Here is a 25,251-nt window from a genome sequence, read left to right on the forward strand (position 1 = left end):
CTTAGAATCCTTGGTCCGACCCCTGCTGCCATGGCTTCACAAGGTTGCCAAAGCGGGTGAACTGGCTTTCGAACGACAGTTCGACCGTACCGATTGGGCCGTGACGCTGTTTGCCGATGATGACTTCGGCCTTGCCGTGCAGGCGCGACATGCGTTCCTGCCACGCGGCCATTTCGTCTAGCTTGTCCTCGGACGGCTTTTCACGCTCGGCATAGTATTCTTCGCGGAACACGAACATAACCACGTCGGCGTCCTGCTCGATCGAGCCCGATTCCCGCAGGTCTGACAGCTGCGGACGTTTATCGTCACGGCTTTCCACCTGACGCGACAGCTGCGACAGGGCGATGACGGGGATGTTCAGCTCTTTGGCGATGGCCTTCAGGCCCATCGAGATCTCGGCGATTTCTTGCACCCGGTTGTCCGACGTGCCGCGCAGCAGTTGCAGATAGTCAACGATGATCAGGTCCAGCCCATGGGTCCGCTTCAGGCGACGGGACCGCGCGGCGACCTGCGAGATTGGCAGGGCAGGGGTGTCGTCGATATAAAGCGGGCAGCTTTCCAGCGTTTTCGCAGCTTCCACGAAGCGGCGGAATTCCTGTTCCGTCATGTCACCCTGACGGATTTTGTGCGACGAAATCTCGGACGCCTCGGCCAAGATACGACCAGCCAACTGTTCGGCGCTCATCTCAAGGCTGAAGAAGCCGACAACGCCGCCCTCAATCGCGCCTTCGCTGCCGTCGGGTTTTTGCCCTTTCTTATAGGCCTTGGCGATGTTGAACGCGACGTTGGTCGCCAACGAGGTTTTCCCCATCGACGGACGTCCGGCAAGGATCAGAAGGTCCGAGGGGTGCAACCCGCCCAGCTTGCCATCCATGTCGATCAGACCGGTCGAGATACCCGCCAGACCACCGTCCCGCTGATAGGCGGCATTGGCCACGTTCACCGCGTCGGTGACGGCTTTCAGGAAGGATTGGAACCCGCTTTCGGTCTGGCCTTGCTCGGCCAGCTTATACAGCTTCTGCTCTGCATCGACGATCTGGTCCTTGGGATCGTTGTCGACCTTCATATGGGTCGCGCGGTCGGCGATGTCATGACCAAGGCCAATCAGCTCTCGGCGGATCGCCATGTCATAGATCATCTGCGCATAGTCACGCGCTGCGAAAGACGAGATCGCTGCACCGGCAAGGCGGGCCAGGTAGGCGGGACCACCCAGTTCTTTCAGGCCTTCGTCTTCTTCCATGAAGGCCTTCAGCGTCACCGGGCTGGCCAGCGCATTCTTCTGAATGCGCTGCATCGCGACCTCATAGATCCGCTGGTGCACAGGTTCGTAGAAATGGACAGGCTTGATGATCGAAGCCACCCTGTCGAATATCTCGTTATTCGTCAGAATGGCCCCGAGAAGTTGCTGCTCGGCCTCGATGGAATGCGGGAGCGCCCCGTTTCCTTCACTGCCCTCTTGGTCTTGCCGAATTGCGGCTAACTCGTTCATGAACTGCCCCTGTCCCCTTGGTCGAGTTGGATACAGCCCCCACGCATGCGGGTGCAAATGGTATGTTTCTGTGGATAGCCTGTGGATAGCTACCATAGCACAAATTGTGGAGGTCTGGACAAAAAATGCCGCAACAAGTTGCGGCACAATTGTTGACCTTTAGGGGTGCGGAGCCTCAAAAAACTTTTGCGCCCGCACCAAAGGACAGTGGTAAACCCGTGGTTGGGTCAGCCCTTCTGTCGCGCTTCTTGCCATTTTCGCGGATCATTCAGGAACGATTCGACCTCTGCCAGCGTCTCGGCGTCAAAGGACCCTTGCGCCTTGGCCTCGGCCAGAACGTCCCACCATGTGCAAAGCGAATGCAGCTTCACGCCGTGATCGCCAAGCGTCTTCTCGGTTTCCGGGAAGATGCCATAGTAGAAGATTACCGCCGTATGGCCGCAGGTGGCGCCGGTCTCGCGGATCGCGTCGACGAAGGACAGCTTGGACCCGCCATCGGTGGTCAGGTCCTCGACCAGCAGCACACGGTCGCCTTCGGTCATCGCACCTTCGATGCGGGCGTTGCGGCCATAGCCCTTGGGTTTCTTGCGGACATAGGACATGGGCAGCGCCATGCGTTCGGCCACGAATGCCGAGAACGGGATGCCCGCTGTTTCACCACCCGCGATGTTGTTGAACGCCTCAAACCCGGCCTCGCGCATCACGGTGACCACAAGGAAATCCATCAGGGCCGAGCGCACGCGGGGGAAAGAGATAATCTTGCGGCAATCCACATAGGTCGGCCCCTGAAGGCCGGACGCATAGGTGAAGGGCTCTCGCGAATTGAAGTCGACCGCGCCAATCTCCAGCAGCATGCGGGCAGACAGGCGGGCGATCTCGGTGCTGTCGGGGAAGGAAGAGGGGATCATTTAATGTCCTTTCAAGTCGCTCAGGCCTCGACAGACCAATGCAGCGGAATACCGGGGTTGAAGACGGTGACCGGGCCAGCGCCAGTTTCGATTTGCTCTGGGATCGTAATCGGATCGCCTTTGGTCAGGGTGATCGTGCCCTCGTTCAGCGGCAGGCCGTAGAATTTGGGGCCGTATTCCGAGACGAAAGCTTCCATCAACTCCAGCTTGCCGGCGGCCTCAAAGGTTTCGGCCAGGCAAGACAGGGCGATCGGCGCGGTAAAGCAACCGGCACATCCGCAGGCGTTTTCCTTGGTGTGTGTCGCATGAGGCGCGCTGTCAGTGCCAAGGAAGTAACGTGGGTCGCCAGAGGTCGCAGCGGCCAGTAGGGCCTCGCGGTGCTCGCGGCGCTTCAGGATCGGCAAGCAGTAATAGTGCGGGCGGATGCCGCCTACCAGCATGTCGTTCCGGTCCAGCATCAGGTGTTGAACGGTGATCGTGGCGCCCAGATCGTCACCACCTTCGGCGGCATAGGCTGCGGCTTGGGCGGTGGTGATGTGTTCCATCACGACACGCAGGCCGGGCGTGGCTTTGCGGATCGGGTCCAGAACGCGGTCGATAAAGACGGCTTCGCGGTCAAAGATGTCGATGTCGTGGCTTGTGACCTCGCCATGCACGCACAGCGGCAGGCTGATCTCGGCCATCTTTTCCAGCACGGCGCGGACGTTGTCGAAGTTGGTGACCCCAGAGGCAGAGTTGGTCGTGGCACCCGCCGGGTAAAGCTTTACGGCTTTGATCAATCCGCTGGCATGGGCCGCGGCGACGTCGTCCGGGTCGGTGTCCTCTGTCAGATACAGCGTCATCAGCGGCTCGAACGTCATGCCGTCGGGCAGGGCGGCCAGGATACGCTCGCGATAGGCGGCCGCATCGGTGCCCTTCACGACAGGCGGCACGAGATTTGGCATGATGATGGCCCGCTCAAAATGGCGAGCGGTTTCGGGCAGCACACCTTCCAGCATCGCGCCATCGCGCAAATGCAGGTGCCAGTCGTCGGGGCGGCGGATCGTCAGGCTTTGGGTCATGGCCCGTGCGATACAACAAGCTTTGCCGCCTGACCAGACCGGATAACGCCTGTCTGAGGTTAGAATCCTTTGCAGATGCAGCAGGCTGCGTCAAAATTACCAATTTTCCCCCTTAGTTTTATGAAGATTTTTATTGCTGCATCGCAGCATTGTGCTAATGTTCAATCGACCCGAGCAGCGGATTAGGCAATTGTCATGAAGGTTCATGCCAACCAGACACAGCAGCTGCAGCGGAACCAGCATTCCGCGCGCGTCGCCTTTGGGCGAGCGAGAGAGTTTTTGACCCCGTGCCACACAGAAAACTTCGACAGAGAGGCGCATCGCGGGCAGAGACGGCCGAAGGTCACCGCCCCGAGGATCCAGACCACCGGATCGCCGCAACCCAACCGCTGCGTATCGACCCAAGGCAGCACCGCTAATTGAACCAATCATCGCACTGGGCGAGCCCCGGTAAAAAGGCCCGAAAGGACAAGAATATGATGACCCCTATCAAATTCACCAGCAAGGTGATGTTTGACACCACCCCCGTGAAACTGTGGGCGAAGACCGTCGACATGCAAATCAATGCCTTCAAAGCATGGTGCGATCTTGCAATCGATATTGCGCCGGTTGGTCTGGGCTACCGGATTCCGGAAGCCAAGGCAGAGGTTGCCAAGCCTGCCGTGAAGAAAGCCGCGCCGAAGCCTGCAGCCAAAAAGCCAGCAGCAAAGAAGGCCGCTACCAAGAAGGCTGCCGCTCCGAAACCTGCCGCCAAGAAAACGGCGAAACCGGCCGCGAAACCTGCTGCAAAGGCAGAGGCCGCCCCGGTCAAGCCTGCCGCCAAGGCAGAGGCCAAACCGGCCGCCAAAAAGCCCGCCGCCAAGAAAGCTGCCCCCAAAGCAGCTCCGAAGGCAGAGGTAGCAGCCAAACCTGCGCCGAAAGCGGAAGCAGCACCGTCCAAGAAAGCACCGGCTGCTAAAAAGGCTGCCGCCAAGAAACCTGCTGCTACTAAGAAACCTGCGGCAGCTAAGGCCGCTGCTCCGGCTACGAAGGCAACCGCCGAGAAGGCACCGGAAGAGAAAAAACCAGCCACCCGCCGCCGCCGTACCCCGGCCAAGCTGGACCAGCCGTTCAAGCAGTAAGCGGCGCAAAACTACCGCACCAAACCCGATGCCCTGCAATTACGCCGGGGCCTTGCGGGTTGATCAGAGGTCCTTGAAAACCTTGTTTAGGCCCGTGCATGCAGCGCGGGCTTATCTTTTTCGGACTGGCTGACAGGGTAAGATCAGGAACATGACCGTTCTGCACTGTGCTAGTGCGGAGGGTTTCTCCCGGCCTGAATTGCCTGAACGCGCTTCGGCCATGTTGACCGAATATAAGCCAGAATATCCCAGATTTCCTCATCCGAGAGGACATCAGAAAATCCGGACATTCCGCTTTTATAGTTGGTCACGCCGAGTGCTTCCAAGGCACCTTGGCCGCCAAGCTTGGTGTAGCTGAACAGCAGTTGATTGTCATGGTGCCAGGTGTGCCCGGTCTCATCGTGCGGAGGCGCAGGTAGCGTGCCATCTGCATTCGGACTTCGCCAGTTCGGCTGCCCCTGAAGCTTGGCGCCATGACATACGGCGCATTGCTCTGCATAAAGCGTCTTGCCGTTTTCAATGTCACGATCATCAAGTTCGTGCCCTGCAAAAGCGATTGCCGGGCTCAGAAGACACGCAAGAACGATTGTTTTTCGGATCATATGACCTCTACCCATGTCCTCATGCCGGTGGCTGCATGGCCAAGCATATGACAGTGCAATAACCACTTTCCGGGGTTGTCGAAGACACAGTAGATGTCCCTGCTTTCACCCGGGTCGACCAGCGACGTATCGCGCAGTGGACCCACTGATCCGTCGGCTTCAATCTCGAAGAAGTGCTGCCCATGCAGGTGAATACCATGCGGGAAGGATGTGTCGTTCACCAATGTCATCAGAACAGAGGTGCCCCGATCAATCTTCAGCCACGGCTCGTCCTGCAAATCCGAAATCCCGTTGAAAGACCAAATGTCGTCCCCGGCATGCCGCCCACCCATCGCTCCGCCCTGCATCCGAAGAACCTCGCGCCGGTTGGCTTCTCCGCTGGGGGGCATGATCCCGCTGGGCGGCAGGGGGGAAATCGCCGAGCTGCGTTTTGAGGGGTTCATGCCTTCCGCCAAGATCGTGCCAAGGCCGTAGTCGCCTTCCCGGGTCTGGAAGCTGAACTGAATATCTTCCACGACATCGGCAATGATATCGGCCCGCTGTGCCGGCGCCATCATGATTTTCCCGAAGTCTTCGACTTGCGTCAGGGGCATTCCGTCCAGCGCAACAAGCTTGCCATCAATGCCCGTGATATCGATCGGAAAAATCCGTGCGTTCGAGGTGTTGATCAGCCTCAACCGAACACGATCCCCCTGTCGAACGGTGGACTGAGACGGCATCGCCTTCGCGTAATTCCCAAGCCGCCCCCCATGGGCGAATTGGAACATGGCGCCAAAGTCGTCAATGAAGGCGGCGTCCTCTCCCAGACGCCAGTCGTCGATCATCACGATGATATCGGCATCCACATCCGGGGGCGTGGCCTCTTCGACGATAAGGGGGCCATAAAGCCCTTTTGCGACCTGTTCCCAAGACCGGCTGTGCGAATGGTACCAGAAGGTCCCCGCGTCCGGGGCGACAAAGCGATACTCGAAATCTTCGCCATCGGCGACAGGCTCTTGTGTCAGACCGGGGACGCCGTCCATCGCATTGTATATGCGGATACCATGCCAGTGGACCGACGAGTCAGCGCCTGATCTGTTCTGGAAGGTTACGGCAAGCTCTTCGCCCTGACGCACCTTAAGCAGCGGACCCGGCGTGCCACCGTTAAACCCAAGCGCTGGCGTCGGACCAAAGTCACGGTACTCCCCCGCAAGTATTTGCTGAATGACAGGCTCTGCCCTAAGGCTTTGTGTCTTCGCCATGCCAAAGGTCGGCGCAATCGTCGCTGCCGCCGTGGAGGCCAGAAATGTTCTTCTCGATATCGTCATGGTGCTAACGATAGATCGGACAAACAGATTTGCAATTCTTCCTTCGCAGTCCGCTGTCCAGCGGCCATTTACGGCCGGTTATAGTGAAGACCTAAAAAAGAATGGCCCGCACATGTCTGCACGGGCCAATCCATGAATAGGAGGCGCAGATCAGACCGCAGAGCGCGGCTCTCTGCCTTCCATCTCGTCCAACTGATCGCGGAAATAGGTCTGGTCATAACGGCGCGAGGCCCAAGCGGCCAATCTGGCGGCCAGCTTGTCACGCCCCTGACCGCGCAGTTTGCGCAGAAGGGTGACGGCGTAGGGTTTTGACCGACGACGGGACCGCATGATCTGATGATAGGTCGGTTTCGACATTTCACCTTCGCAGGCCGCATCCACGATCTCGGTCAAAGCACCGATCATTTCTAGGTCAGCCTCGGCAGAGTGGCCGTGCAGGCTGCATTTCAAAAGCGCGACATTCGGGCCGCTGAACAGCGCTGCGTGGATCGCGTCTTCCTGATGGCTGGGGTCATAGATGACAAACACCTTATCTGCGCCTTGCACCATCTTTGGCGCATAGCCATAGCGGCTGGTGAAATCCAGACGGCGCTTGTTGCGGAACCGCATGTCCCAAGATGCAAAGGTCGGGTCCAGCGTCGCCTGCGGAGCAATGGCAACTACGGTCGAACCTGGGGCGACGACCGAGAATGCCGCGGCCGCGTAACCACACATGCCGACGCCAAAGAAGACGATCTGGTCGAACTGGTCAAAGAAACCTTGGTCGGTTAATTCGTCGAAATAGTTAAACAATGTGTCTTCGCGGAACCAATCTTGGCGGTCGGTCAGAATCGTCAGGAAAGACGTTCCGGACTCTTCAGCCAAGGGGGCAGCGAAGGGTTTTGCATCTGCGTCCTTGAGCTCGAAGCTGACCAGCAAGGTCGAGCCTTCTTCTTTGAAGGCAGAGGCGTAACCCTCTGAAATCAAAGTGGTATCGTAATCTTTTTCGCGGTGCCCCCAATAAGAGAATAGGGGGTTTGAAATCACATTTGGTTGCGGATCTGGCGACATCATCTGGTTAATCCCGTTTACAAATTACTCTAAGGTTCAAGAAGCGTTTGACCCGAGAGTAATTCACGTTCCCTGCAAAATTAGGGCGAATTCGTGGAATTGGCTACGTTTTTGAACCGGAAGAGGTTTTTTGTGCTTTGAGCCCGACCTCATGCATGAACTGCGCGTCGGCCTTGGACAGGGGCTGGCTGGAGGGGGTAAGAAGCAGGCGACCGTAAAGTGCGCGTAGCTCTTCATCCATCAAAAGGGCCGCAAACCGCGCGCGCCGCCACTCCACCGATGCGCCATGAAGGTCCGACAGAACGGGATCGGTTTTCAGGGCGTTCAGATGGGCTTGCATTTGGGGGCGCAGGCTGGCGATCGAGCTATCTTTGACCGTGTTGAAATTCCGCTCTACCCAGTAATCCATACCCAGCACATCGCGTCCGTGTACGGCCCGGCCCCGGTCGCATTTCACAAGATAGCTTTCTTTGGCGCCAAGAGGGTAGTGGTTCAACTGGACCAGATTGTGGTTTTCCAGATGGTAGTTCGAGAAAATCCTGCTGGTCTTGATCTGTGCCGGCAATTCACGGCCAGAGCCATCGAACCAACGCATCTCATTCAGTCGGGTCTTGTCCGGTTGCCGGGGGCGATGAACGCCAAGTTTTCCATAGGTCCCGTCGTTGCGATAAAGCGTTTTGAACATCGCCGCCCGCCACGGCCATTTCATTTGCTCTGGCGCCGCCATAGTGAATTGTTCGGTGATCGGTTCATCCACGAACCGGTCGATCCCGGCATTGCCAAACAGCTTCCATGTGATCGGAATGGCGCCTGCCTCGGGCAGGGCGGCCAGCAGGGCGGGCAGCGTGTGATCGCCCGCATGGATATTCACGAACTCGTCGACATCCAACGTCAAGATCCAGTCGGCCTGGCGGACCAATGGATGCTTGTTTGCCTTCTTCAGGCCTGCCCACTGGATGCCGCCGTCATAAGGTGGATCGTTGGGCATATGGGCGATCTCGCCCATGTCTTGCAGCCGGTCCAGAATGGCATCCGTGCCGTCCTGACAGTCGTTCGACAGGATCAGGAAATCGGTGAAGCCAACAGCTTTGTGGTGAGCCAGCCATTCCAGCAGAAAGGCGCCCTCGTTGCGAACCGTCAGAACCGCCAGCGCCCGCATCTAACTCTCCATGTCCAAGGCTAGGGCGTAGGACACGCGCTCCATCGCGGTCAGCTTCAGGGTCAGGGCGCGTTGGTACAGCTTTTCGAACTCGGGCACCTTGTGCAACTCGTCCGCCTTGGCGCGATGCCAAGCGCAAGCCTTGTCATGCCATTTAGCCAGTTCGGGGTCCTGTTTCAGGCGGTCCAATTCTGCCTTCACCCGCGTGCTGTTGCGGCGGATCGAATGGTCTTCGTGGTCGTTCCAATCCATCCGGATCCAATAGTTCAGCCCGATTGATCGATCCACATGCAGCGCACGCCCGCGCTGACGCTTGATCAGGAAACTTTCAGCAGAGCGCAGCGCATAGTGGTTCAGTTGCAGCAGGTCATAGCCGATATTGCCTTTCGACGACCGCCAGCCGCCGGTTTTAAGGTCCTGTCCTAAAAGCTGGGCAGAGCCATTGGCCCAAGCCACCTGTGCAAGGCGGCTTTGATCGGGTTTGTTCGGGCGGTGACAGCTAAGCTTGCCATAAAGCCCAAGGTTCCGCGTCATGGTCTTGAAACCCCACGCCGTGTGCGGCTTTGGGCAAAAACTGGGGGCGCAGCGGGTGAACTGGTCGATCACCAGATCATCTGACAGGTCCGTCACGCCGTTGTGGCCGAACATGCGCCATGTCATGGCGACATTCGTCGCCTCTGGGACAAGTTCCAGAAAATCATCCAGTGTGCCATTGCCACAACGCACGTTGATGAACTCGTCCACGTCGATATGGATCAGCCATTCGGCTTTCCGGATCACTGGTTCCTTCTTGGATTGATTCAACGCGTATTGCTGCGGAGACTGCCCCTTCCAGTCATCGTTCAGCCGGTGCTGAAGCACTCCCATCTCTTGCAGGCGATCCAGAATTTCATCTGTCCCATCCTCGCACCCGTTGGTGTAGATCAGGAAATTGTCGACGCCGATGGCCCGGTGATAGGCGACCCATTCAAGGATGTAGGGGCCTTCATTCTTCATGCAGCCAACGATCACCTTGCCGGTTGATCCCTTCGGCAGCTTCCGCGCCGGGGCGGGCGGGTAGTCGGCGCCAAGCCGGGTCAGATCGCCCTTGGCCAACCGGTTGCTTGGGGCAAAGGGGCCACCACGCAGCCGCTCAAAGTTCGCTTTAGCCAAGGGGGGAAGCAGCTGTTCGGCTTCTGGCGACAGAACTTCTTTGGCGGTCTCCCTCTGCGAAATCACCGCCTTCAGGTGTTCGCGCCTTGTGTCCTGCGTCGCCTTTTCGATCCGTGGCAAATAGGCGGCAAGATATTGCGACGCGCGGAAACCAAAGTCCGGGTCTGCCTCTTGCCAATTGGAAATCGGATCATCCGGTACCAAGGCGGGCGCGATGTCGGGAAACCGTTCGATCAGCTCTGCGTTCATCGCTTTGAAGCGGGCAGAGACCTCTGCCAACTGTCCCGCAACAGGCGCAGGGCCAGGGATCGAAGCCTCGGCATGCAGGATGCGCCACAGGCGACGGGGTATGATTTTGCCGGTCGTAATCAGCTTGGCGAAGCCTTCGTTCAGCAACCGCGCGCGGGTCAGCGACGCGGCAGAGGGCAGCGTGGGCGCGCCAACAGGATCGGCCTTGCCAATAGAGCGCGGCAGGTCGAAAGCGGTGCAGACCTCGTCCATCACTTGTTTTGGGCTAGGGTCTTCCGGCAGGGCGGGGCGCAGCGTGACGCGGCCTTCGCCAAAGACGTCCTCCCAACGCTCTACTAGTCGGCCATAGTCCAGCCAGAAGGCGGGGGCGACCACCTCGGGCGATTTATGCGCAGGTTGCGGGGTCTTGGGCCATTGGTTCAGGCAAGCGGTTTCCCAGTCGGCCTCTGCCATCAACTCCAGATCGCGGGTCAGCGGGGTGGTCCGCCCGGCCATGACCTGTCCGATATAGTTGCGCAGCATGGCGCGCGCCTGTTCCTGCACATGGCAGACGATAGAGACTTCGTCGGCCACCTCGTCCAGAAACTCGCGTAGGCGCACCAGTTCAGACCGGTGATAAAGGCTGATGGCCAGTTGCTCGGCCGACAGGATCAGCCTTTTGCAATCACTTCGCGCAATCTCGGCCTTCAGTTCGGCCAGCACATCCGCGTGTAGCCGCGCTTGAGCCTGACGCCCGGCAAAACCCCGGGCCACCCGCAGCGGATCAATGTGATCGGGGTCGGTGACCGCCATGAACAGGCGCGTGTGGTTCTTTCGACCAAGAGACGCCGAATAAAGCACGCCCTTGCTTGCCAGCTGGTTCCGCTTGGCATCTAGAACCGACTGCATCGCCGGGGTGCCCGCCGAAGGCAGGCCGATATGAAGGGTCAGCTTCAAAACGCGTCCTCTCCTTCAATATCGGTGTCGGAGGTGCGGTATTCGTTGAAGTTTTCAACGCCCCACCACGGCAGGTCACGGCCCAGGAAGGCGCCGATTTTCGTGGGCGCCTCGGGGTCTTCGATGTCGTACTCCAGAAAGTTATCACGTCCTGCAAAGACACGGCGGCAGAATTCGTAATGCCCTTCGATCCAGCGCAGCCGGTGCGGATGGCGGTGGCCAAAACCTACGGGCAGGCCGGGGATCGGGTTGTCGGGCAGGCGGTCTGATCCAAGGTCGGACCAACGCTCCATCGAGTCGCTCAGGGCTACGGAATCCCGGTAGGACAGCAGGAATTTCACACCCGGATGGAATTCTTCGATCGCGGTGATCAGGCCAAGGTCGGTCTGCGGCCACAGGCACAACCCGTCGCGAACCACGCTGATTTCCGTGAACGCATCAAAATCACCAAGCCGCGCCAGTGGATTGCCGGTGTTGAAATAAGCCTTGTACATCAGCTTGCCAACGAAATGAGACTGCAGGCGGGCCTTGCTGCCTTCGCCCTTGCGGATACGCCAGTCGGCGACGAGAAGCCCCGCCTGACGAAGGGCCTCGGCCAGCGTCGTGGTGCCGGATTTCGGAAGCCCCAGATTGATGACCTTCAGCTCATCCATCGACACCGTCCAGCATCTCGATCAGCGCCAATTCTTGCGGAGACTCCTGCGGCAACGTCTGCAGGTGATCGTACAGCGCGCGATAGTCGTCCTGCTGCATCAACCGGTCCCGCGTCGCACGGTGGGCTTCGACGGCCTGATCATGCAGGCGTGCGATCTCTGGATCGGACTTCAGCTTGGTCAGTTCTTCTTTCAGTCGGGGCAGGTAGCTTTGGATCGAGGTATCCTCATACGCCCCGTCATTCCGCTCGCGCCAATAAGTGTCGTCGAAATTGCGGTTCTCGCGGTTCACATCACCCCGGTCGTTCTTGACCAGATAGCTGTCCAGCGACCGCAGCGCATAGTGGTTTAGCGTCGCAAAGGCGCGTACACCCTTGGCGGGGAACTTTCGGATGCGGCGCTTGTTGGCGGCATGCAGGAACTTGTTTGGCACTTCTCGCCCCGCGCAATCGGTCCACGCGGGCAGCTTGTCGGCGGGCAACCCGTCTTTGAAGAACGGCCGGTGCGCGCCGTAATACTGCACGGGGAAGTCCTTGCGGATCAGCGTCTTGACCTCTTGCGCGGCCTGATCTGTCCACATGTCGGGGTTATGCGACCGCGTGAACTGTTCGATCACCGGCCTGTCTTCGTAGTCCTTGATCCCGTCATTGGCGAAGAACTGGAATGTCGCCGAAATGGCCTTAGGGTTCCCACAAGCCGCGATCAGCGCGGGGATTGTTCCGTCGCCGACGCGGATGTTCAGAAACTCGTCGACATCCGCGATCCAGACCCAGTCTGCGTCCTTCACAACCTTCTGACGGCGCGCGTCCTTCAGCGCCTCCATCTGGTAGTTCCGCCCCTCGGCCGGGTTGGGCAAATGCACCACGCCGCCACGCTTGGCCAATGCGTCCAGCATCGTGTCGGTGCCATCGGTGCAGTCGTTGGAATAAAACAGGTGATCGGTCACGCCAATCAGCCGGTTGAAGGCGATCCATTCCAGCAGGAAGGGGCCCTCGTTCTTGACACAGGTGACGGCTGTTATGCGCATTCATGCGCCTTTCGCCTTGCGGTCTTGATCAGGATCATTCCGTCAGTCGCCTGTTTGCTCTTTGATTGCCGGGATTAGTGCCAAATCCACCGTCGCAGGTCAATTCGAACCGGGGTGATCTCTGCCACAGTTGGCCATCTGCAACTTTCGTGCCGCTTGACCCCGACGGCAAGCGGTGCCTTCCATAGGGAAACGCCTGAGGGGAGACGTCATGAGCAATAGTCCGGGCTCGATAGAAGACATCCAGCAGATGCTGGCAGAGCAGAACTATGTCTGTGGCCGCCCATTGGCGACGGTCGCGTTTCTGTCGCTGCAACTGGGGCGTCCCCTGTTTCTGGAGGGAGAGCCCGGGACCGGCAAGACCGAGATCGCCAAAGCCATTGCCGCGGCATTGGGGCGTAATTTGATCCGACTGCAATGCTATGAAGGTCTGGATTCCGCCAGCGCTGTCTACGAATGGAATTTTGCCGAACAGATGATCGCGATTCGAACGGCTGAAGCATCGGGTGGCGCGGACCGCGAATTGCTGAAGACAGAGCTTTTCACCGAGGACTATCTGATCGAACGCCCGCTGCTTCAGGCCATGCGCCCGCAACCCGGTGGCGCCCCGGTCCTGCTGATCGACGAGGTCGACCGCACCGACGAACCGTTCGAAGCGTTCTTGCTGGAGGCCCTCTCCGATTTTCAGGTTACGATTCCCGAACTGGGCACCGTCCGTGCACCAGAGCCGCCGATCGTCATCCTGACCTCGAACCGCACCCGAGAGGTTCATGACGCGCTCAAACGTCGCTGCCTGTATCACTGGGTTGACTATCCCGGCTTCGAGCGTGAGGTCGAGATCCTTCAAGCCCGCGCGCCCGAAGCAGCGCTGAAGCTCAGCCGCGAGGTCGTAGCTTTCGTCCACAAGCTGCGGGGAGAGGACTTGTTTAAGAAACCCGGCGTGGCCGAGACAATCGACTGGGCGAAATGCCTGCTGGCGCTGGATGTGATCACCCTGTCGCCTGAAGTCATCGCTGACACTCTGGGCGCGATCCTGAAGTATCAGGACGACATTCAGAAGCTTGAGAACTCTGAAATCAAACGCATGCTGGATGCCGCCAAGGCCGACCTGCAGATGGTCATCTGATGTCAGCTAGGTTGCAGTGCCTCGGCCAGCTCCGCCACTGTCGAGACGGATACCATCTTGCTGCTCAGAAAGTTTTGCGTGGCTCCGGTCAGATGCGTGACGTAAAAGTTTCGGCCGGTCGGATCACATTGCACCAACAACGCGTTCTTAGCCTCGTTTCGGGCGACCACGGTCAACAAGCCTTGGGTCAACAAGGCCATCCGCTTCTGCTCGGCAAGCAGGCGTTCGGTCAGCGCTGCACTGACTTTGGGGCTGAGACGAACCCACCCCGTGGGCAAGGCACCCCTGGCGAGCGGTTGGTTCATGCGGCGACTATGACACCTTATGGGAGATTCGCAAATGGTCGAACTCAACCCCATTGATGTCAACGAAGATGGCGCCCTTGTGCGCAACATCATCTGGTTTGCGCGTGCTTTGCGAAAGTCCGGTCTTCCGGTGGGCCCCGGTCAGGTGATACGCGCCGTTCGGGCTGTGCAGGCCGCAGGGTTTTCCCGTCGTGAAGACTTCTTCTGGGTGTTGCACGCCTGTTTCGTTTCTAAGCGCGAACATCACACCGTGTTTGTTCAGGTCTTCCGCCTATTCTGGCGCGATCCGCAGTATCTGGAGCACATGATTTCGATGCTGTCGCCCATGGTGCGCGGAGTGAACGAGGAGCACAAAGCCGCTGCTGCTGCCAAACGCGCCGCAGAGGCCCTGCTGGATCAGGATCAGTTCGATCTGCCGGACCTTGAAGAAGAGCAGGGGACAGAGTTGGAAATCGACGCGCGGACCACTTCAACTTCTCAGGAACGGTTGAAGACGCTCGATTTCGAACAGATGAGCCTGTCCGAAATAGCAGAAGCCAAGCGCATGCTGGCCAAACTGACCCTGCCGGTCCCACCCATTCGAACCCGCCGTATGGCCCCCAAGGTTCACGGGCGCAAGCCTGACTGGCGGGCCACCATGCGAAGCTCTATGCGGCAAGGCGGAGAGATTACGACCCTGAACCACCGCGCCCCGAAAGAGCGCTGGCCTGATCTGGTGGTGATTTGTGATATTTCCGGCTCGATGTCGCAATACAGCCGGATGGTGCTGCATTTTCTGCACGCGGTCAGCAACGCCAAGGGGCAGGGCTGGGCACGTGTGCACGGTTTCACTTTTGGCACGCGCCTGACCAACATCACCCGCCATATGGCCACCCGCGACGTGGATGCCGCCCTTGCCGCTGCGGGATCGCAAGCGCAGGATTGGGAAGGCGGAACGCGGATCAGCGATTGCCTGCATGACTTCAACCGCGATTGGTCGCGCCGGGTTCTGTCACGTGGCGCGGTCGTGTTGCTGGTCACTGATGGGCTCGAACGCGGCGATATCGAGCAGCTGAAGCGCGAAATGCAACGCCTCCAACTGTCGGCCCGGCGCTTGATCTGGATAAACCCGCTTCTACGTTTCGACGGGTTCATGCCGCGTGCCGAAGGCATTCGCACGATGCTGCCTTTTGCTGATACGCTGGTGGCGGGGCACAACGTTGCTTCGCTAGAGGCTTTGGCAGATGTGATTGCAAATGCCAAAGATGCAGGCGACAAAACACGTCTGATGGCCATGGCCTAAGAGGAAAAGATGCAAGATCACGAACAGATGCCCGAAACCGCACTGGCATGGCACCGCGAGGGACGCGGCGCCGTCTTGGCTACTGTGATCGAGACCTGGGGCAGCGCCCCGCGTCCAGTTGGCGGGCAGTTGGTGATCTCTGGCGATGCGGAATTACAGGGCTCTGTGTCTGGTGGCTGTGTCGAGGGCGCTGTTGTGGCCGAGGCGATTGACGCCTTGGATGACGGCAAAGCCCGCGTTCTGGAATTTGGCGTCGCCGATGAAGAGGCCTTTGCCGTCGGGCTGGCTTGCGGCGGGCGTATCCGTGTTATGGTCGAACCGATCGGCGGGGCCATGCCCGAAGCGATGCTGGCCGAACTGGTAGAAGCCCGCGCTGCGCGGCGTCCCGTGGCCTATTGCGTGAACACCCAGACATGGCAGCGCCAATTGCTGGACCGCGACGATCCGAAGGTTGCTGATCGGTTCCGCATGGATCGCTCTGGGATCGAGGAAGATGGTGAGACCTTCGTGGCAATCCACAATCCCCCGCTACGGATGATGATCGTGGGCGCGGTCCACATCGCCCAGCCCTTGGTCGCGATGGCGCGGCTGGCGGGGTACGACCCGACGCTTGTCGACCCGCGAGAGGCCTTTGGCTCTGACGCGCGTTTCCCCGGCGAGACCATCCTGCACGAATGGCCGGATGAGGCGCTTCAACAGATCGGTCTGGATGCGCGTACAGCCGTCGTCACCCTGACCCACGACCCGAAACTGGACGATCCCGCGATTAAGGTCGCACTGGCCTCTGAGGCGTTCTATCTGGGCTGCCTTGGATCGACCCGCACCCATGCCAAACGCGTGGCGCGGTTGACCGAGGCCGGCCTGACCGAAGAGCAAATCGCGCGTATCCATGCGCCTGTCGGCCTTGATATCGGCGGCAAATCCCCTGCGGAAATCGCGGTCTCGGTCATGGCCCAGATCACTCAGACACTAAGGAAAGGCTGATGCAGTTCGGTCCGGTAGATACGCAGGACGCCGCAGGCGCGATCCTTGCCCATTCGCTGAAGCTGAAAGGCGGTGCGCTTAAGAAGGGCACCATTTTAGACGCCGAAGATATCGCACGGATTGCAGGGGCAGGCATCGATCAAGTCACCGTCGCCCGTCTGGAACGGGACGATGTCGCCGAAAACACCGCAGCCGACCGTTTGGCCCGCGCCATCGTGCCATACCCCGAGCGTGCCGGGTTGATCCGGTCCCATGCTTTCACTGGCCGGGTGAACCTGAACGCGGCTTGCCACGGGGTGGTCGAACTGGACGCCGAGGCGATCCATGACCTTAACAGCATCCACCCCGAAATCACATTGGCGACGCTGCCGCCAATGATGCGCGTGACCGAGGGCCTGCTGGTCGGGACAGTGAAAATCATCGGCTACGCGGTGCCCGGCGGGGCGCTGGACGACGCCTGCGCAGCCGCCCGTGCCGCGCTTCGCGTCAAGCCGGTTATCCGAAAGTCGGCGGGGCTTTTGCTGACCGAAGTTCCGGGCCAGAAGGCCACGATCTCGACGAAGGCTGAAAAGGTCATTGCCGCTCGGTTGGCCGCTCTTGGCGTGACGCTGGCCGAGGTGAAGGTGGTGCCCCATAAGTCGGGCCCGATGGCCGACGCCCTGAAATCCCTGAAGGGTGACATGCAGCTGATCCTGACCGGATCGGCGACCTCGGACCTGCACGACACTGGCCCAAATTCGGTGCGCAAGGCGGGCGGGAAGGTACAGCGTTTCGGGATGCCCGTCGACCCCGGCAACCTTTTGTTCCTTGGCGATCTAATGGGAAAACCGGTGATCGGACTGCCAGGTTGTGCACGATCCCCCGCGCTGAATGGGGCAGACTGGGTGCTGGAACGCGTGGCCTGCGGGCTAGAGATTTCCAGTGATGATTTTGCCCGAATGGGGGTCGGGGGATTGCTCAAGGAAATCCCCACACGCCCCCATCCACGAGAGCGTAAGACCAAGGCCTAGCAGTCTCTACGACCAAAGGACTACCGGATTTTTCGCGACTCGAGGTTCTCAAGTCAGCACTTCCGTGATTAACTTTCGCAGAAGATTTTCCGGGAGGACTCTATCAAATGACAAACGTATCCATGACCGTGAACGGCAAGGCCGTTTCCGGAGAGATCGAGGGACGCACTCTGCTCGTGACGTTCCTGCGAGAGGGGCTGGGCCTGACCGGCACCCATGTCGGCTGTGATACCAGCCAGTGCGGCGCCTGTGTTGTGCATGTGAATGGCGAAGCCGTGAAGGCCTGCACCATGTTCGCCGCAGACGCCGAAGGCGCCGAGGTCACCACGCTAGAAGGCATGGCAAACCCCGACGGTTCGCTAGGCACCATTCAGGCTGCGTTTCAAGAGCATCATGGCCTGCAGTGCGGTTTCTGTACCCCCGGCATGGTTATGTCGGCGGCGTCTCTGCTGAAAGAGAACCCGAAGCCTTCCGAGGCAGAAATTCGCGACTACCTCGAAGGCAACCTGTGCCGCTGCACCGGTTACCACAACATCGTCAAGGCGATCATGGCCGCGTCCGGTCAGGACGTCAGCAGCATGGCTGCTGAATAAGCGTCACCTTTAGGGAGGATATTACATGCCCAAAGACAATGGCATTGGCGCCAGCCCCAAGCGGCGCGAAGACGTCCGGTTCCTGACCGGCCGAGGAAAGTACACAGACGACATCCAATTGGCCAACACCTCTTACGCGTGCTTCGCGCGTTCGGACGTGGCCAATGGTGTTATCAAATCCATCGACACATCAGCGGCCGAGGCAATGCCCGGCGTTCTGGCGGTATTCACCGGCGAAGACTTTGTCGAGGTCGGCGGCAACCCCGCGGGCTGGGCGATCTCCAGCCGTGATGGCACCCCGATGCACGAGCCAAAGCGCCCGGTTCTGGCGCACGGCAAGGTCCGTCACGTAGGTGATGCCTATGCCGCCGTCGTCGCTGAGACCCCGGAACAGGCGCGCGATGCGGCCGAGGCGATCGAGATCGACATCGAAGAGCAACCCGCCGTTATCGACATGGCAGCAGCTCTGTCTGGCTCGACCTTCGTCCATGACGAAATCGGCACCAACCAGTGTTTCGACTGGGGTTGGATCGAAGACAACCGCGAGGCCACCGACGAGGCAATCAAGAACGCCCCGCACGTCACCACGCTCGAGCTGATCAATAACCGCGTCGTCCCGAACGCGATGGAGCCGCGCGCTTCCATTGGCGACTATGACCCGGGCACCGACGAGTACAAGCTCTACACCACGTCGCAGAACCCGCACCTGACGCGCCTGCTGATCTCGGCCTTCGTTCTGGGGATCCCCGAGAACAAGTTGACCGTTGTCGCACCTGACGTTGGTGGTGGTTTTGGTTCGAAAATCTATCACTACGGTGAAGAGGCGCTGGTTCTGGCCGCGGCAAAGAAACTGGCCCGTCCGGTCAAGTGGACTGCATCGCGCTCTGAGGCGTTCCTGACAGACGCGCACGGTCGTGACCACGTCACCAAGATTGAACTCGCCTGCGATAAAGAGGGCAACTTCATCGCCTTCCGTACCGAGACCCTTGCGAATGTTGGCGCCTACCTGTCGAACTTCTCGACCGCGACGCCGACCTTCCTACACGGCACGCTGATGGCTGGCACGTACACAGTTCCGAATGTCTATGTGAACGTGAAGACTGTCTTCACAAACACCGCACCGGTTGACGCCTATCGCGGCGCGGGCCGCCCCGAGGCGACCTATTCGATCGAACGTGTCATCGACAAATGCGCCGATGAGTTGGGGATCGACAAGATTGAAATCCGCCGGAAGAACTTCATCCAGCCCGATCAGTACCCGTACACCACCCCGGTGGGCCTGTCCTATGACATCGGCAACTATGATGCTCTGATGGACACGCTCGAGCGTCGTCTGGACGTTGCTGGCTTTGAAGCGCGCCGCGCTGAAAGTGCAGCGAACGGCAAGCTGCGCGGTATCGGCATCAACTCCTACATCGAGGCCTGCGGCATCGCGCCGTCGAACCTTGTGGGCCAGTTGGGTAGCCGTGTTGGCCTGTATGACGCTGCGACCGTCCGCGTAAACGCGACCGGTAATATCTCGGTCATGGTCGGGGCGCACAGCCACGGTCAGGGCCACGAAACCGTGTTCCCGCAGGTCGTGGCAGAGATGCTGGGGATCGACGAGGCTTCGATTGACATCGTCCACGGTGACAGCTCGAAGATCCCCTTCGGCATGGGCACCTATGGCTCGCGCTCGCTGGCGGTTTGTGGTTCGGCAGTTGTCCGCGCCACCGAGAAGATCATCAACAAAGGCAAGAAGATCGCGGCCCATATGCTGGAAGCATCGGATGCAGATATCGAGCTGGTCGATGGTCAGTTCACCGTCGCAGGAACCGACAAATCGGTCGGTTTCGGCGATGTGGCGCTGAAGGCCTATATCCCGCACGAGTTCCCGCTGGAAGACATCGAGCCGGGGCTAGAGGAAACCGCCTTCTATGACCCGGCGAACTTCACCTATCCGTCGGGTGCCTATGGTTGCGAGGTCGAGGTCGACCCCGAAACCGGCAAAGTCGACATTCTGAAATTCGTCGCCTGCGACGACTTCGGCAACGTGGTCAACCCAATGATCGTGGAAGGTCAGGTTCAGGGTGGCCTGGGTCAGGGCATCGGTCAGGCCATGCTAGAGGTCGGCACCTACGACGCCGACGGTCAGCTGACCAACGGGTCCTATATGGACTACGCCATGCCGCGCGCCGATGACATGCCCCAGATGGTCGTTGACCATTCGAACGGCACCGCCTGCACGCACAACCCGCTTGGTGTGAAAGGCTGTGGTGAGGCCGGGGCCATCGGTTCTCCGCCGACCGTTGTGAACGCCGTCGTCAACGCGCTGCGTAGCGCGGGCCATGATGTCACTCACATAGATATGCCACTGACGCCATCGCGCGTCTGGGCTGCAATGAACGGGTAAGAAAGGATCATCCCATGTATGAATTTGATTTCGAACGCCCGAGCACTATCGCAGAAGCGGTCGCAGCATTGGCAACCGAGGACGCGCAGGCACTGGGTGGGGGTCAAACCCTCATCCCGACGCTGAAACAGCGACTGGCCTCTCCAAGCAAACTGGTCAGCCTGTCCGGCATTGCCGAGATGAAAGGCATCTCGGCTGATGGCGGTACCGTCACCATTGGCGGTGGCACCAGCCATGCCGCTGTTGCTGCAGGGGCAGGGGCCTATCCGGCGCTGGCTGCTCTGGCTGGCAACATTGGTGACCCGGCGGTCCGCTCGCGCGGCACTATCGGCGGCTCGCTGGCCAACAACGACCCGTCGGCTTGCTACCCTTCAGCAGCACTGGCCTCTGGCGCAACCATCGTGACCAACACGCGCGAGATCGCGGCGGACGACTACTTCGAGGGCATGTTTACCACCGCCTTGGAAGAAGGTGAGATCATCACCGCTGTCCGCTTCCCGGTCCCCGACGCCGCGGCCTATGCGAAGTTCGAACAACCCGCCTCGCGCTTTGCGCTGGTTGGTGTGTTCGTCGCCAAATACGCCGATGGCGTCCGTGTCGCAGTGACTGGCGCCTCGGAAGACGGCGTCTTCCGCTGGACCGAGGCAGAAGAGGCGCTAAGCGCCAACTTCAGTGTCGACGCGGTGGCTGGCTTGTCGGCCTCTGCTGACGGTCTGATCAGCGACCTGCACGGCGACGCGGCCTACCGCGCGCATCTAATCGGTGTGATGACCAAGCGGGCGGTTGCGGCAGCCAGCTAACCGGCGCGACCCATAAACAAAGGAAAAGCGCGCCTGAGAGGGCGCGCTTTTCTCATTGGAAGTTCGAGTTACGCAGTGTTTAGGCGAAGCCAGCCTTTGTCGGAAAACCAAGCTTCTTCAGTGTCATGACAACAGGGCACATCCCGGTAAAGGACGCCTGCACCAGATGCGCCCCCATGATGCCCGTCACCCAAAGCCAATTCGGACTATGGAAAGCGGCTAGAAGAGCACTTCCCAGAACAATTACACCAACAATCAAAAGAATAGAGCGTTCAACGGTCATAGTTCCCTCCTCTGTGATGGCACGAATTATGCACGAAAACGACGCTCTTTTCCAATTTGAGGGAGACTCGCGGTGTCGCCAGGAAGCCGTTCGTAAAAGCTTCACCCCGAAATACTGCTCAACACGCCCAGAAGCAACGTCCGGCGGGACGCAAAGCGTTCCGTCGCTCCCACGATTCGACGCTTTCTAAGTTCCGATGCGAAGGCAGGTTTTTGAGCAGAACAACCTGATTACCAAGATCAATTTCAAGGCAAAGGTTTCTGCGCCACGAAATCAATCAACGCCGACATGCCAGAGTGCCCTTTGCCCTCTTGAATTTCGTGCTCATAGGCGCGGTTCTCGATGATATCCCATCCGGCGAATTCCTCGGCAAGCAGATCCTCGGTGTACATATTCGCGGGGTTTGATGGGCCGCCGGTGCCGTAGTCCACCTGTTTGGGCGTATAGCCGTGGATCAGGATCAGCCCGCCGGGACGGACCGCCTGTTTCATCCCGTCGAATATCACTTTCCGCCCCTCGGGGCCGACGAACTGAAAGAACACGCCGACGACCAGATCGAACTGCTCGGACCAGTCATAGGCCAGTACATCCGCTTCACGAAAATCGACCGCCACGCCGCGTGCCTCCGCCAATGTCCGTGCCTTGGAGATGGCCGAAGGCGCGTATTCCAGCGCAGTGACCGGCAGCCCTTGTTGTGCCATCCAGACAGAGTTGCGGCCTTCGCCATCGGCCACGGACAGGGCCGTGGCGCCGGGGGTGAAGTGTTGGCTGTGCTCGGTCATGAATCGGGCGGGTTCTGTTCCGAAGACGAACTCTTCCGTGGCAGAAAACCGTTCTTCCCACATTGGCAGGCTCCAATTCAAAGATGGGGCAGGATAGCCCGAAACCAGCATCGTCGCGCACATTCGTATGTACAGGTTCTGCACGCAATCTTCATAGGCCTATTATGCAAATAAAAACGCCCCCGAAAACGGGGGCGTTCGAATACAATCTGGATCAGCTTACTTGGGAAGCGGGCCGATCATCATGACCATTTGGCGGCCTTCCATCTTCGGCATGTTCTCGACCTTGCCGATTTCCTTGATGTCTTCAGCGACCCGCTCTAGCAGTTCGCGGCCAAGGTTCTGGTGAGCCATCTCGCGGCCACGGAAGCGCAGGGTCACCTTCACTTTGTCGCCGTTTTCCAAAAACTTAAACACGTTGCGCATCTTGACGTCATAGTCGTGCGTATCCGTGTTGGGGCGGAACTTGACCTCTTTGACCTCAATGATTTTCTGCTTTTTCCGGGCTTCGGATTCACGCTTCTGCTGTTCATACTTGAACTTGCCGAAGTCCATGATCTTACACACGGGCGGCGTTGCATTGGGCGAGATTTCCACCAGGTCCAGGCCTGCCTCTGCTGCCAAATCCATGGCTTTGCGAGGATGCACAACGCCAATATTCTCACCATCAGCGCCAATCAGGCGAATTTCAGGTGCGCGAATACGGTCGTTGACGCGAGGGCCGGTGTCGCGCTGCGGGGGCGCGTTATGAGGTCTGCGGGCTATGGTCCTTGTTCCTTCTGAGATTTCAGGTGGCGGAAAAATAGACGTGAGGGGCCTGTCTTTCAACCCGATAGTCTTACCCGAGCCGATAAATGTTGCGGGGCCGCGGTGCGGGGTATTTCGATGGGATTTTCCCCCTGTTAGTGTTGGGGCACGCTACCTAGGTAGACCGGTAAGATTTGAAAGGGGGCATTAAGATGTCTAAAACAGTTATCTTGGTAATAGCGTTGGCCGTCGTGGCCTTGGGTGGATTCTTTGTGTTTCAAAGTCAGCAGGGTACGCCTGAACCGGTGACGACCACCGAGGCGCCTAAGCAACCGTTTGAATTGCCGCAGGAGACCCCCAAGGCAGAAGACGTCGTAGAAACGGTTCAGGACGCCGTTGAGGGCGTAGTGGAAGAGGCCGAAGAGGTCCTGAATGGTGCCGCTGAACAATTGGAAGAGAAAGCCACCGAGGCCGTTGAGGGCGCCGTTGAAGAAGCCAAAGAAGCTTTGGGTGACGCTTTGAACCTTGGTGAGCAAGGCGAAGCAGCTGCCGAGGCGGCGACCGAAGCCGCCACAGACGCCGTGAAAGAGGCTGTCGAAGATGCGGCCACTCAGGCCGTGGAAGGTGCCGCTGAAACGGCTACGGACTCGGCCGTGGACACTGCCACTGATGCTTTGAAAAAGGTCATTACCAACAACTGATTTTCGGAGTTTGGCAGGCTTTGACTTGCTGAACCCATCGAGCAGGAAAGCCGCGATCCGTTTCGGGTCGCGGCTTTTTCTTTGTTCTCATTGGCGGCTTGTTTGGGGGAAATGTTTTCGATACTAGTCAGCAGAGTCGCTGTGAACAGAAACAATTTCCCGGGAAACCGTGATGTCGAATGCATTGGACACGATAGACAAAAAGATTCTGAACGAGCTTCAGATGGATGCATCGCAGTCTTTGGACGAGATTGCACGTAAGGTTGGGTCGTCAAAGACGCCTGTCTGGAATCGTATTCGCAAAATGCGCGATGCCGGTGTGATCAAGGGGCAGACGGCCTTGCTGGATGCAGAGGCTTTGGGGCTGGAGGCGTGTTTCTTCGTTCTGATCCGAACTTCCGAGCACGAGGCCGACTGGCAGAAGGCGTTTCTAGAGACACTCCATTCGCGGCCCGAGGTACTGGAAGCGCACCGTTTGGCGGGGGATATTGATTATATCCTGAAAGTCCGGGTGCCCAATGCGCGGGCTTATGACGCTTTCTATCAAGCACTGATCGCAGAGGTGAAGATTCACAATGTGACGGCGCTTTTGTCGATGGAAGAGATCAAGGCGACGACGGTTCTGCCGATAGATGTTTAGAAAGCAGAGCGCCACCCACGGGTGGCGCAAGTCTATCGTAGAAAGGCCGCCTGTGAGGGCGGCCTTGGTAATTGTGGTCTGGGGTCAGGCGGCCTCTAGCGCTTGGATGATGGCACCGAAGTCGCTGGCTTTTAGGGAAGCACCGCCGACCAATGCGCCGTCCACGTTCGAGGTGGCGAAAATTTCAGCTGCATTACCGGGTTTGACAGAGCCCCCGTACAGGAGGGGTGTTTCATTTGCTGACGAGCCGAAGCGACCGGTAAGTTCAGCGCGCATCAGTTCGTGAACCTCGGCGATTTGGTACAGCGTCGGGACGCGGCCCGTGCCAATTGCCCAGACCGGTTCATAAGCGACGACGAAATCCGCCCCGTTCAGATCATCGGGCAGGGAGCCGGCCAATTGTGAACGGATAACGTCGAGCGTATCGCCCGCGTCACGTTCACTTTCGGTTTCACCAACGCAAACGAGAGGTAGCAGACCTGCGCCAAGGGCCGCGACGGTTTTGACGCGCACAGTGGCGTCGGTTTCCCCGTGGTCGGTCCGGCGCTCCGAGTGGCCAAGGATGACATGAGTTGCGCCCGCGTCTTTCAGCATGTCCGCAGAAATATCACCAGTGTGTGCGCCAGATTTGGCGGCGTGGCAGTCTTGGCCACCCACAAAGATTGAATTACCAGCGCGGTCGGCGGCGCGAGACAAAAGCGTTGCAGGAGGGCAGATAAGCACGTCCACAGAGGACTCGGCGTGAACTTTTGCCAAGGCATCCAGTTCGGACAGTTCGGCAGAAGTGCCGTTCATTTTCCAGTTTCCTGCGGCGAGTTTTCGCATCCTATCCCTCATCTGCGTTAATTCGCGATCACACTATCTTGTCGTGTGGGGCAGGGAAACGGGCAAA

Annotated in this window: 25 protein-coding genes; 10 read left to right on the forward strand and 15 right to left on the reverse strand. The window is 59.1% G+C overall.

Annotated features, from left to right (window positions below):
- Position 1: 1 nt before the first annotated feature.
- The 3 genes from CLM58_RS10835 to pyrC all read right to left on the reverse strand — a co-directional run bounded on the left by CLM58_RS10835 (position 2) and on the right by pyrC (position 3,458).
- Complete coding sequence (locus CLM58_RS10835) at positions 2-1,489, reverse strand: replicative DNA helicase (RefSeq protein WP_095595949.1); 1,488 nt, start codon at positions 1,487-1,489, stop codon at positions 2-4.
- Between the two features lie 227 nt (positions 1,490-1,716).
- The gene (locus tag CLM58_RS10840; protein ID WP_095595950.1) at positions 1,717-2,397 is read right to left on the reverse strand and encodes an orotate phosphoribosyltransferase; all 681 of its coding nucleotides are present in this window, start codon (positions 2,395-2,397) and stop codon (positions 1,717-1,719) included.
- 20 nt (positions 2,398-2,417) lie between these two features.
- Positions 2,418-3,458 (reverse strand): dihydroorotase, encoded by a 1,041-nt coding sequence (gene pyrC, locus CLM58_RS10845; protein WP_095595951.1) that lies wholly within the window; start codon positions 3,456-3,458, stop codon positions 2,418-2,420.
- Positions 3,459-3,934: 476 nt separating this feature from the next.
- Between pyrC and CLM58_RS17260 the strand changes: the two genes are divergently transcribed.
- Positions 3,935-4,579, forward strand: coding sequence for a hypothetical protein (locus CLM58_RS17260; protein WP_188720438.1), 645 nt, complete (start codon positions 3,935-3,937; stop codon positions 4,577-4,579).
- Positions 4,580-4,749: 170 nt separating this feature from the next.
- Here CLM58_RS17260 and CLM58_RS10860 read toward each other — a convergent pair whose 3' ends face one another.
- From CLM58_RS10860 to CLM58_RS10890, 7 genes are all read right to left on the reverse strand, one after another.
- Complete coding sequence (locus CLM58_RS10860; protein WP_095595953.1) at positions 4,750-5,181, reverse strand: c-type cytochrome; 432 nt, start codon at positions 5,179-5,181, stop codon at positions 4,750-4,752.
- Positions 5,178-6,488, reverse strand: coding sequence for a multicopper oxidase family protein (locus tag CLM58_RS10865; RefSeq protein WP_233133094.1), 1,311 nt, complete (start codon positions 6,486-6,488; stop codon positions 5,178-5,180). Before CLM58_RS10865 ends, CLM58_RS10860 begins: the two co-directional genes overlap by 4 nt.
- Before the next feature lie 150 nt (positions 6,489-6,638).
- Positions 6,639-7,514, reverse strand: a complete 876-nt coding sequence (locus CLM58_RS10870; protein WP_158221895.1) for a phosphoadenosine phosphosulfate reductase — start codon at positions 7,512-7,514, stop codon at positions 6,639-6,641.
- Positions 7,515-7,641: 127 nt separating this feature from the next.
- The gene (locus tag CLM58_RS10875) at positions 7,642-8,697 is read right to left on the reverse strand and encodes a glycosyltransferase family 2 protein (RefSeq protein ID WP_095595955.1); all 1,056 of its coding nucleotides are present in this window, start codon (positions 8,695-8,697) and stop codon (positions 7,642-7,644) included.
- Positions 8,698-11,034: a glycosyltransferase family 2 protein gene (locus tag CLM58_RS10880; protein WP_095595956.1), complete on the reverse strand. Its 2,337-nt coding sequence runs from the start codon at positions 11,032-11,034 to the stop codon at positions 8,698-8,700. It lies immediately after the preceding gene.
- On the reverse strand, positions 11,031-11,687 hold the full coding sequence (locus CLM58_RS10885; RefSeq protein ID WP_188720436.1) for a sulfotransferase family protein: 657 nt from the start codon (positions 11,685-11,687) through the stop codon (positions 11,031-11,033). The genes CLM58_RS10880 and CLM58_RS10885 overlap by 4 nt, the downstream gene beginning before the upstream one ends.
- Positions 11,680-12,714, reverse strand: coding sequence for a glycosyltransferase family 2 protein (locus CLM58_RS10890; protein WP_095595957.1), 1,035 nt, complete (start codon positions 12,712-12,714; stop codon positions 11,680-11,682). Before CLM58_RS10890 ends, CLM58_RS10885 begins: the two co-directional genes overlap by 8 nt.
- A gap of 211 nt (positions 12,715-12,925) precedes the next feature.
- Between CLM58_RS10890 and CLM58_RS10895 the strand changes: the two genes are divergently transcribed.
- Positions 12,926-13,840 (forward strand): AAA family ATPase, encoded by a 915-nt coding sequence (locus tag CLM58_RS10895; protein WP_095595958.1) that lies wholly within the window; start codon positions 12,926-12,928, stop codon positions 13,838-13,840.
- Between the two features lie 2 nt (positions 13,841-13,842).
- On the opposite strand, the gene CLM58_RS10900 is transcribed toward CLM58_RS10895, so the two are convergent.
- Complete coding sequence (locus CLM58_RS10900) at positions 13,843-14,145, reverse strand: hypothetical protein (protein ID WP_095595959.1); 303 nt, start codon at positions 14,143-14,145, stop codon at positions 13,843-13,845.
- 34 nt (positions 14,146-14,179) lie between these two features.
- Between CLM58_RS10900 and CLM58_RS10905 the strand changes: the two genes are divergently transcribed.
- The 6 genes from CLM58_RS10905 to CLM58_RS10930 all read left to right on the forward strand — a co-directional run bounded on the left by CLM58_RS10905 (position 14,180) and on the right by CLM58_RS10930 (position 21,206).
- Entirely contained in the window at positions 14,180-15,427 is a 1,248-nt protein-coding gene (locus CLM58_RS10905) for a vWA domain-containing protein (protein ID WP_095595960.1), read from the forward strand.
- Between the two features lie 9 nt (positions 15,428-15,436).
- The gene (locus tag CLM58_RS10910; protein ID WP_095595961.1) at positions 15,437-16,411 is read left to right on the forward strand and encodes an XdhC family protein; all 975 of its coding nucleotides are present in this window, start codon (positions 15,437-15,439) and stop codon (positions 16,409-16,411) included.
- Positions 16,411-17,421 carry a molybdopterin-binding protein gene (locus CLM58_RS10915; protein WP_095595962.1) on the forward strand — a complete coding sequence of 337 codons (1,011 nt, stop codon included), beginning with the start codon at positions 16,411-16,413 and terminating at the stop codon, positions 17,419-17,421. The genes CLM58_RS10910 and CLM58_RS10915 overlap by 1 nt, the downstream gene beginning before the upstream one ends.
- A gap of 107 nt (positions 17,422-17,528) precedes the next feature.
- Entirely contained in the window at positions 17,529-18,014 is a 486-nt protein-coding gene (locus CLM58_RS10920) for a (2Fe-2S)-binding protein (RefSeq protein WP_095595963.1), read from the forward strand.
- Between the two features lie 25 nt (positions 18,015-18,039).
- Positions 18,040-20,406 carry a xanthine dehydrogenase family protein molybdopterin-binding subunit gene (locus CLM58_RS10925; RefSeq protein WP_095595964.1) on the forward strand — a complete coding sequence of 789 codons (2,367 nt, stop codon included), beginning with the start codon at positions 18,040-18,042 and terminating at the stop codon, positions 20,404-20,406.
- A 14-nt stretch (positions 20,407-20,420) separates the two neighbouring features.
- Entirely contained in the window at positions 20,421-21,206 is a 786-nt protein-coding gene (locus CLM58_RS10930; RefSeq protein ID WP_095595965.1) for an FAD binding domain-containing protein, read from the forward strand.
- 79 nt (positions 21,207-21,285) lie between these two features.
- Here CLM58_RS10930 and CLM58_RS10935 read toward each other — a convergent pair whose 3' ends face one another.
- The 3 genes from CLM58_RS10935 to infC form a co-directional block, all read right to left on the reverse strand.
- Positions 21,286-21,489, reverse strand: coding sequence for a YgaP family membrane protein (locus CLM58_RS10935; protein ID WP_095595966.1), 204 nt, complete (start codon positions 21,487-21,489; stop codon positions 21,286-21,288).
- 245 nt (positions 21,490-21,734) lie between these two features.
- Positions 21,735-22,334 carry an SAM-dependent methyltransferase gene (locus CLM58_RS10940; RefSeq protein WP_095595967.1) on the reverse strand — a complete coding sequence of 200 codons (600 nt, stop codon included), beginning with the start codon at positions 22,332-22,334 and terminating at the stop codon, positions 21,735-21,737.
- 156 nt (positions 22,335-22,490) lie between these two features.
- Complete coding sequence (gene infC / locus CLM58_RS10945; RefSeq protein WP_444541766.1) at positions 22,491-23,099, reverse strand: translation initiation factor IF-3; 609 nt, start codon at positions 23,097-23,099, stop codon at positions 22,491-22,493.
- A 131-nt stretch (positions 23,100-23,230) separates the two neighbouring features.
- Between infC and CLM58_RS10950 the strand changes: the two genes are divergently transcribed.
- Together CLM58_RS10950 and CLM58_RS10955 are read left to right on the forward strand one after the other, a co-directional pair.
- Positions 23,231-23,719: a hypothetical protein gene (locus CLM58_RS10950; RefSeq protein WP_095595968.1), complete on the forward strand. Its 489-nt coding sequence runs from the start codon at positions 23,231-23,233 to the stop codon at positions 23,717-23,719.
- Between the two features lie 172 nt (positions 23,720-23,891).
- Positions 23,892-24,359: an Lrp/AsnC family transcriptional regulator gene (locus CLM58_RS10955; RefSeq protein ID WP_095595969.1), complete on the forward strand. Its 468-nt coding sequence runs from the start codon at positions 23,892-23,894 to the stop codon at positions 24,357-24,359.
- An 84-nt stretch (positions 24,360-24,443) separates the two neighbouring features.
- Here the strand turns inward: CLM58_RS10955 and tpiA are convergent, their stop codons facing one another.
- Entirely contained in the window at positions 24,444-25,184 is a 741-nt protein-coding gene (gene tpiA / locus CLM58_RS10960; RefSeq protein ID WP_095595970.1) for a triose-phosphate isomerase, read from the reverse strand.
- Between the last annotated feature and the right edge of the window lie 67 nt (positions 25,185-25,251).

The sequence above is a fragment of the Actibacterium pelagium genome (assembly GCF_002285415.1).
GTDB lineage: Bacteria > Pseudomonadota > Alphaproteobacteria > Rhodobacterales > Rhodobacteraceae > Actibacterium_B > Actibacterium_B pelagium.

Excerpts from the sequence above, each read along its gene's own strand:
- CLM58_RS10905 (WP_095595960.1), top strand. The coding sequence starts at position 14,180 with ATGGTCGAACTCAACCCCATTGATGTCAACGAAGATGGCGCCCTTGTG.
- CLM58_RS10950 (WP_095595968.1), top strand. The coding sequence starts at position 23,231 with ATGTCTAAAACAGTTATCTTGGTAATAGCGTTGGCCGTCGTGGCCTTG.
- CLM58_RS10900 (WP_095595959.1), bottom strand. The coding sequence starts at position 14,145 with ATGAACCAACCGCTCGCCAGGGGTGCCTTGCCCACGGGGTGGGTTCGT.
- CLM58_RS10890 (WP_095595957.1), bottom strand. The coding sequence starts at position 12,714 with ATGCGCATAACAGCCGTCACCTGTGTCAAGAACGAGGGCCCCTTCCTG.
- CLM58_RS10840 (WP_095595950.1), bottom strand. The coding sequence starts at position 2,397 with ATGATCCCCTCTTCCTTCCCCGACAGCACCGAGATCGCCCGCCTGTCT.
- CLM58_RS10865 (WP_233133094.1), bottom strand. The coding sequence starts at position 6,488 with ATGACGATATCGAGAAGAACATTTCTGGCCTCCACGGCGGCAGCGACG.
- CLM58_RS10930 (WP_095595965.1), top strand. The coding sequence starts at position 20,421 with ATGTATGAATTTGATTTCGAACGCCCGAGCACTATCGCAGAAGCGGTC.
- CLM58_RS10915 (WP_095595962.1), top strand. The coding sequence starts at position 16,411 with ATGCAGTTCGGTCCGGTAGATACGCAGGACGCCGCAGGCGCGATCCTT.
- CLM58_RS10835 (WP_095595949.1), bottom strand. The coding sequence starts at position 1,489 with ATGAACGAGTTAGCCGCAATTCGGCAAGACCAAGAGGGCAGTGAAGGA.
- CLM58_RS10920 (WP_095595963.1), top strand. The coding sequence starts at position 17,529 with ATGACAAACGTATCCATGACCGTGAACGGCAAGGCCGTTTCCGGAGAG.
- CLM58_RS10910 (WP_095595961.1), top strand. The coding sequence starts at position 15,437 with ATGCAAGATCACGAACAGATGCCCGAAACCGCACTGGCATGGCACCGC.
- CLM58_RS10955 (WP_095595969.1), top strand. The coding sequence starts at position 23,892 with ATGTCGAATGCATTGGACACGATAGACAAAAAGATTCTGAACGAGCTT.
- CLM58_RS10885 (WP_188720436.1), bottom strand. The coding sequence starts at position 11,687 with ATGGATGAGCTGAAGGTCATCAATCTGGGGCTTCCGAAATCCGGCACC.
- CLM58_RS10935 (WP_095595966.1), bottom strand. The coding sequence starts at position 21,489 with ATGACCGTTGAACGCTCTATTCTTTTGATTGTTGGTGTAATTGTTCTG.
- CLM58_RS10925 (WP_095595964.1), top strand. The coding sequence starts at position 18,040 with ATGCCCAAAGACAATGGCATTGGCGCCAGCCCCAAGCGGCGCGAAGAC.
- CLM58_RS17260 (WP_188720438.1), top strand. The coding sequence starts at position 3,935 with ATGATGACCCCTATCAAATTCACCAGCAAGGTGATGTTTGACACCACC.
- pyrC (WP_095595951.1), bottom strand. The coding sequence starts at position 3,458 with ATGACCCAAAGCCTGACGATCCGCCGCCCCGACGACTGGCACCTGCAT.
- CLM58_RS10940 (WP_095595967.1), bottom strand. The coding sequence starts at position 22,334 with ATGTGGGAAGAACGGTTTTCTGCCACGGAAGAGTTCGTCTTCGGAACA.
- tpiA (WP_095595970.1), bottom strand. The coding sequence starts at position 25,184 with ATGCGAAAACTCGCCGCAGGAAACTGGAAAATGAACGGCACTTCTGCC.
- CLM58_RS10895 (WP_095595958.1), top strand. The coding sequence starts at position 12,926 with ATGAGCAATAGTCCGGGCTCGATAGAAGACATCCAGCAGATGCTGGCA.
- CLM58_RS10860 (WP_095595953.1), bottom strand. The coding sequence starts at position 5,181 with ATGATCCGAAAAACAATCGTTCTTGCGTGTCTTCTGAGCCCGGCAATC.
- CLM58_RS10875 (WP_095595955.1), bottom strand. The coding sequence starts at position 8,697 with ATGCGGGCGCTGGCGGTTCTGACGGTTCGCAACGAGGGCGCCTTTCTG.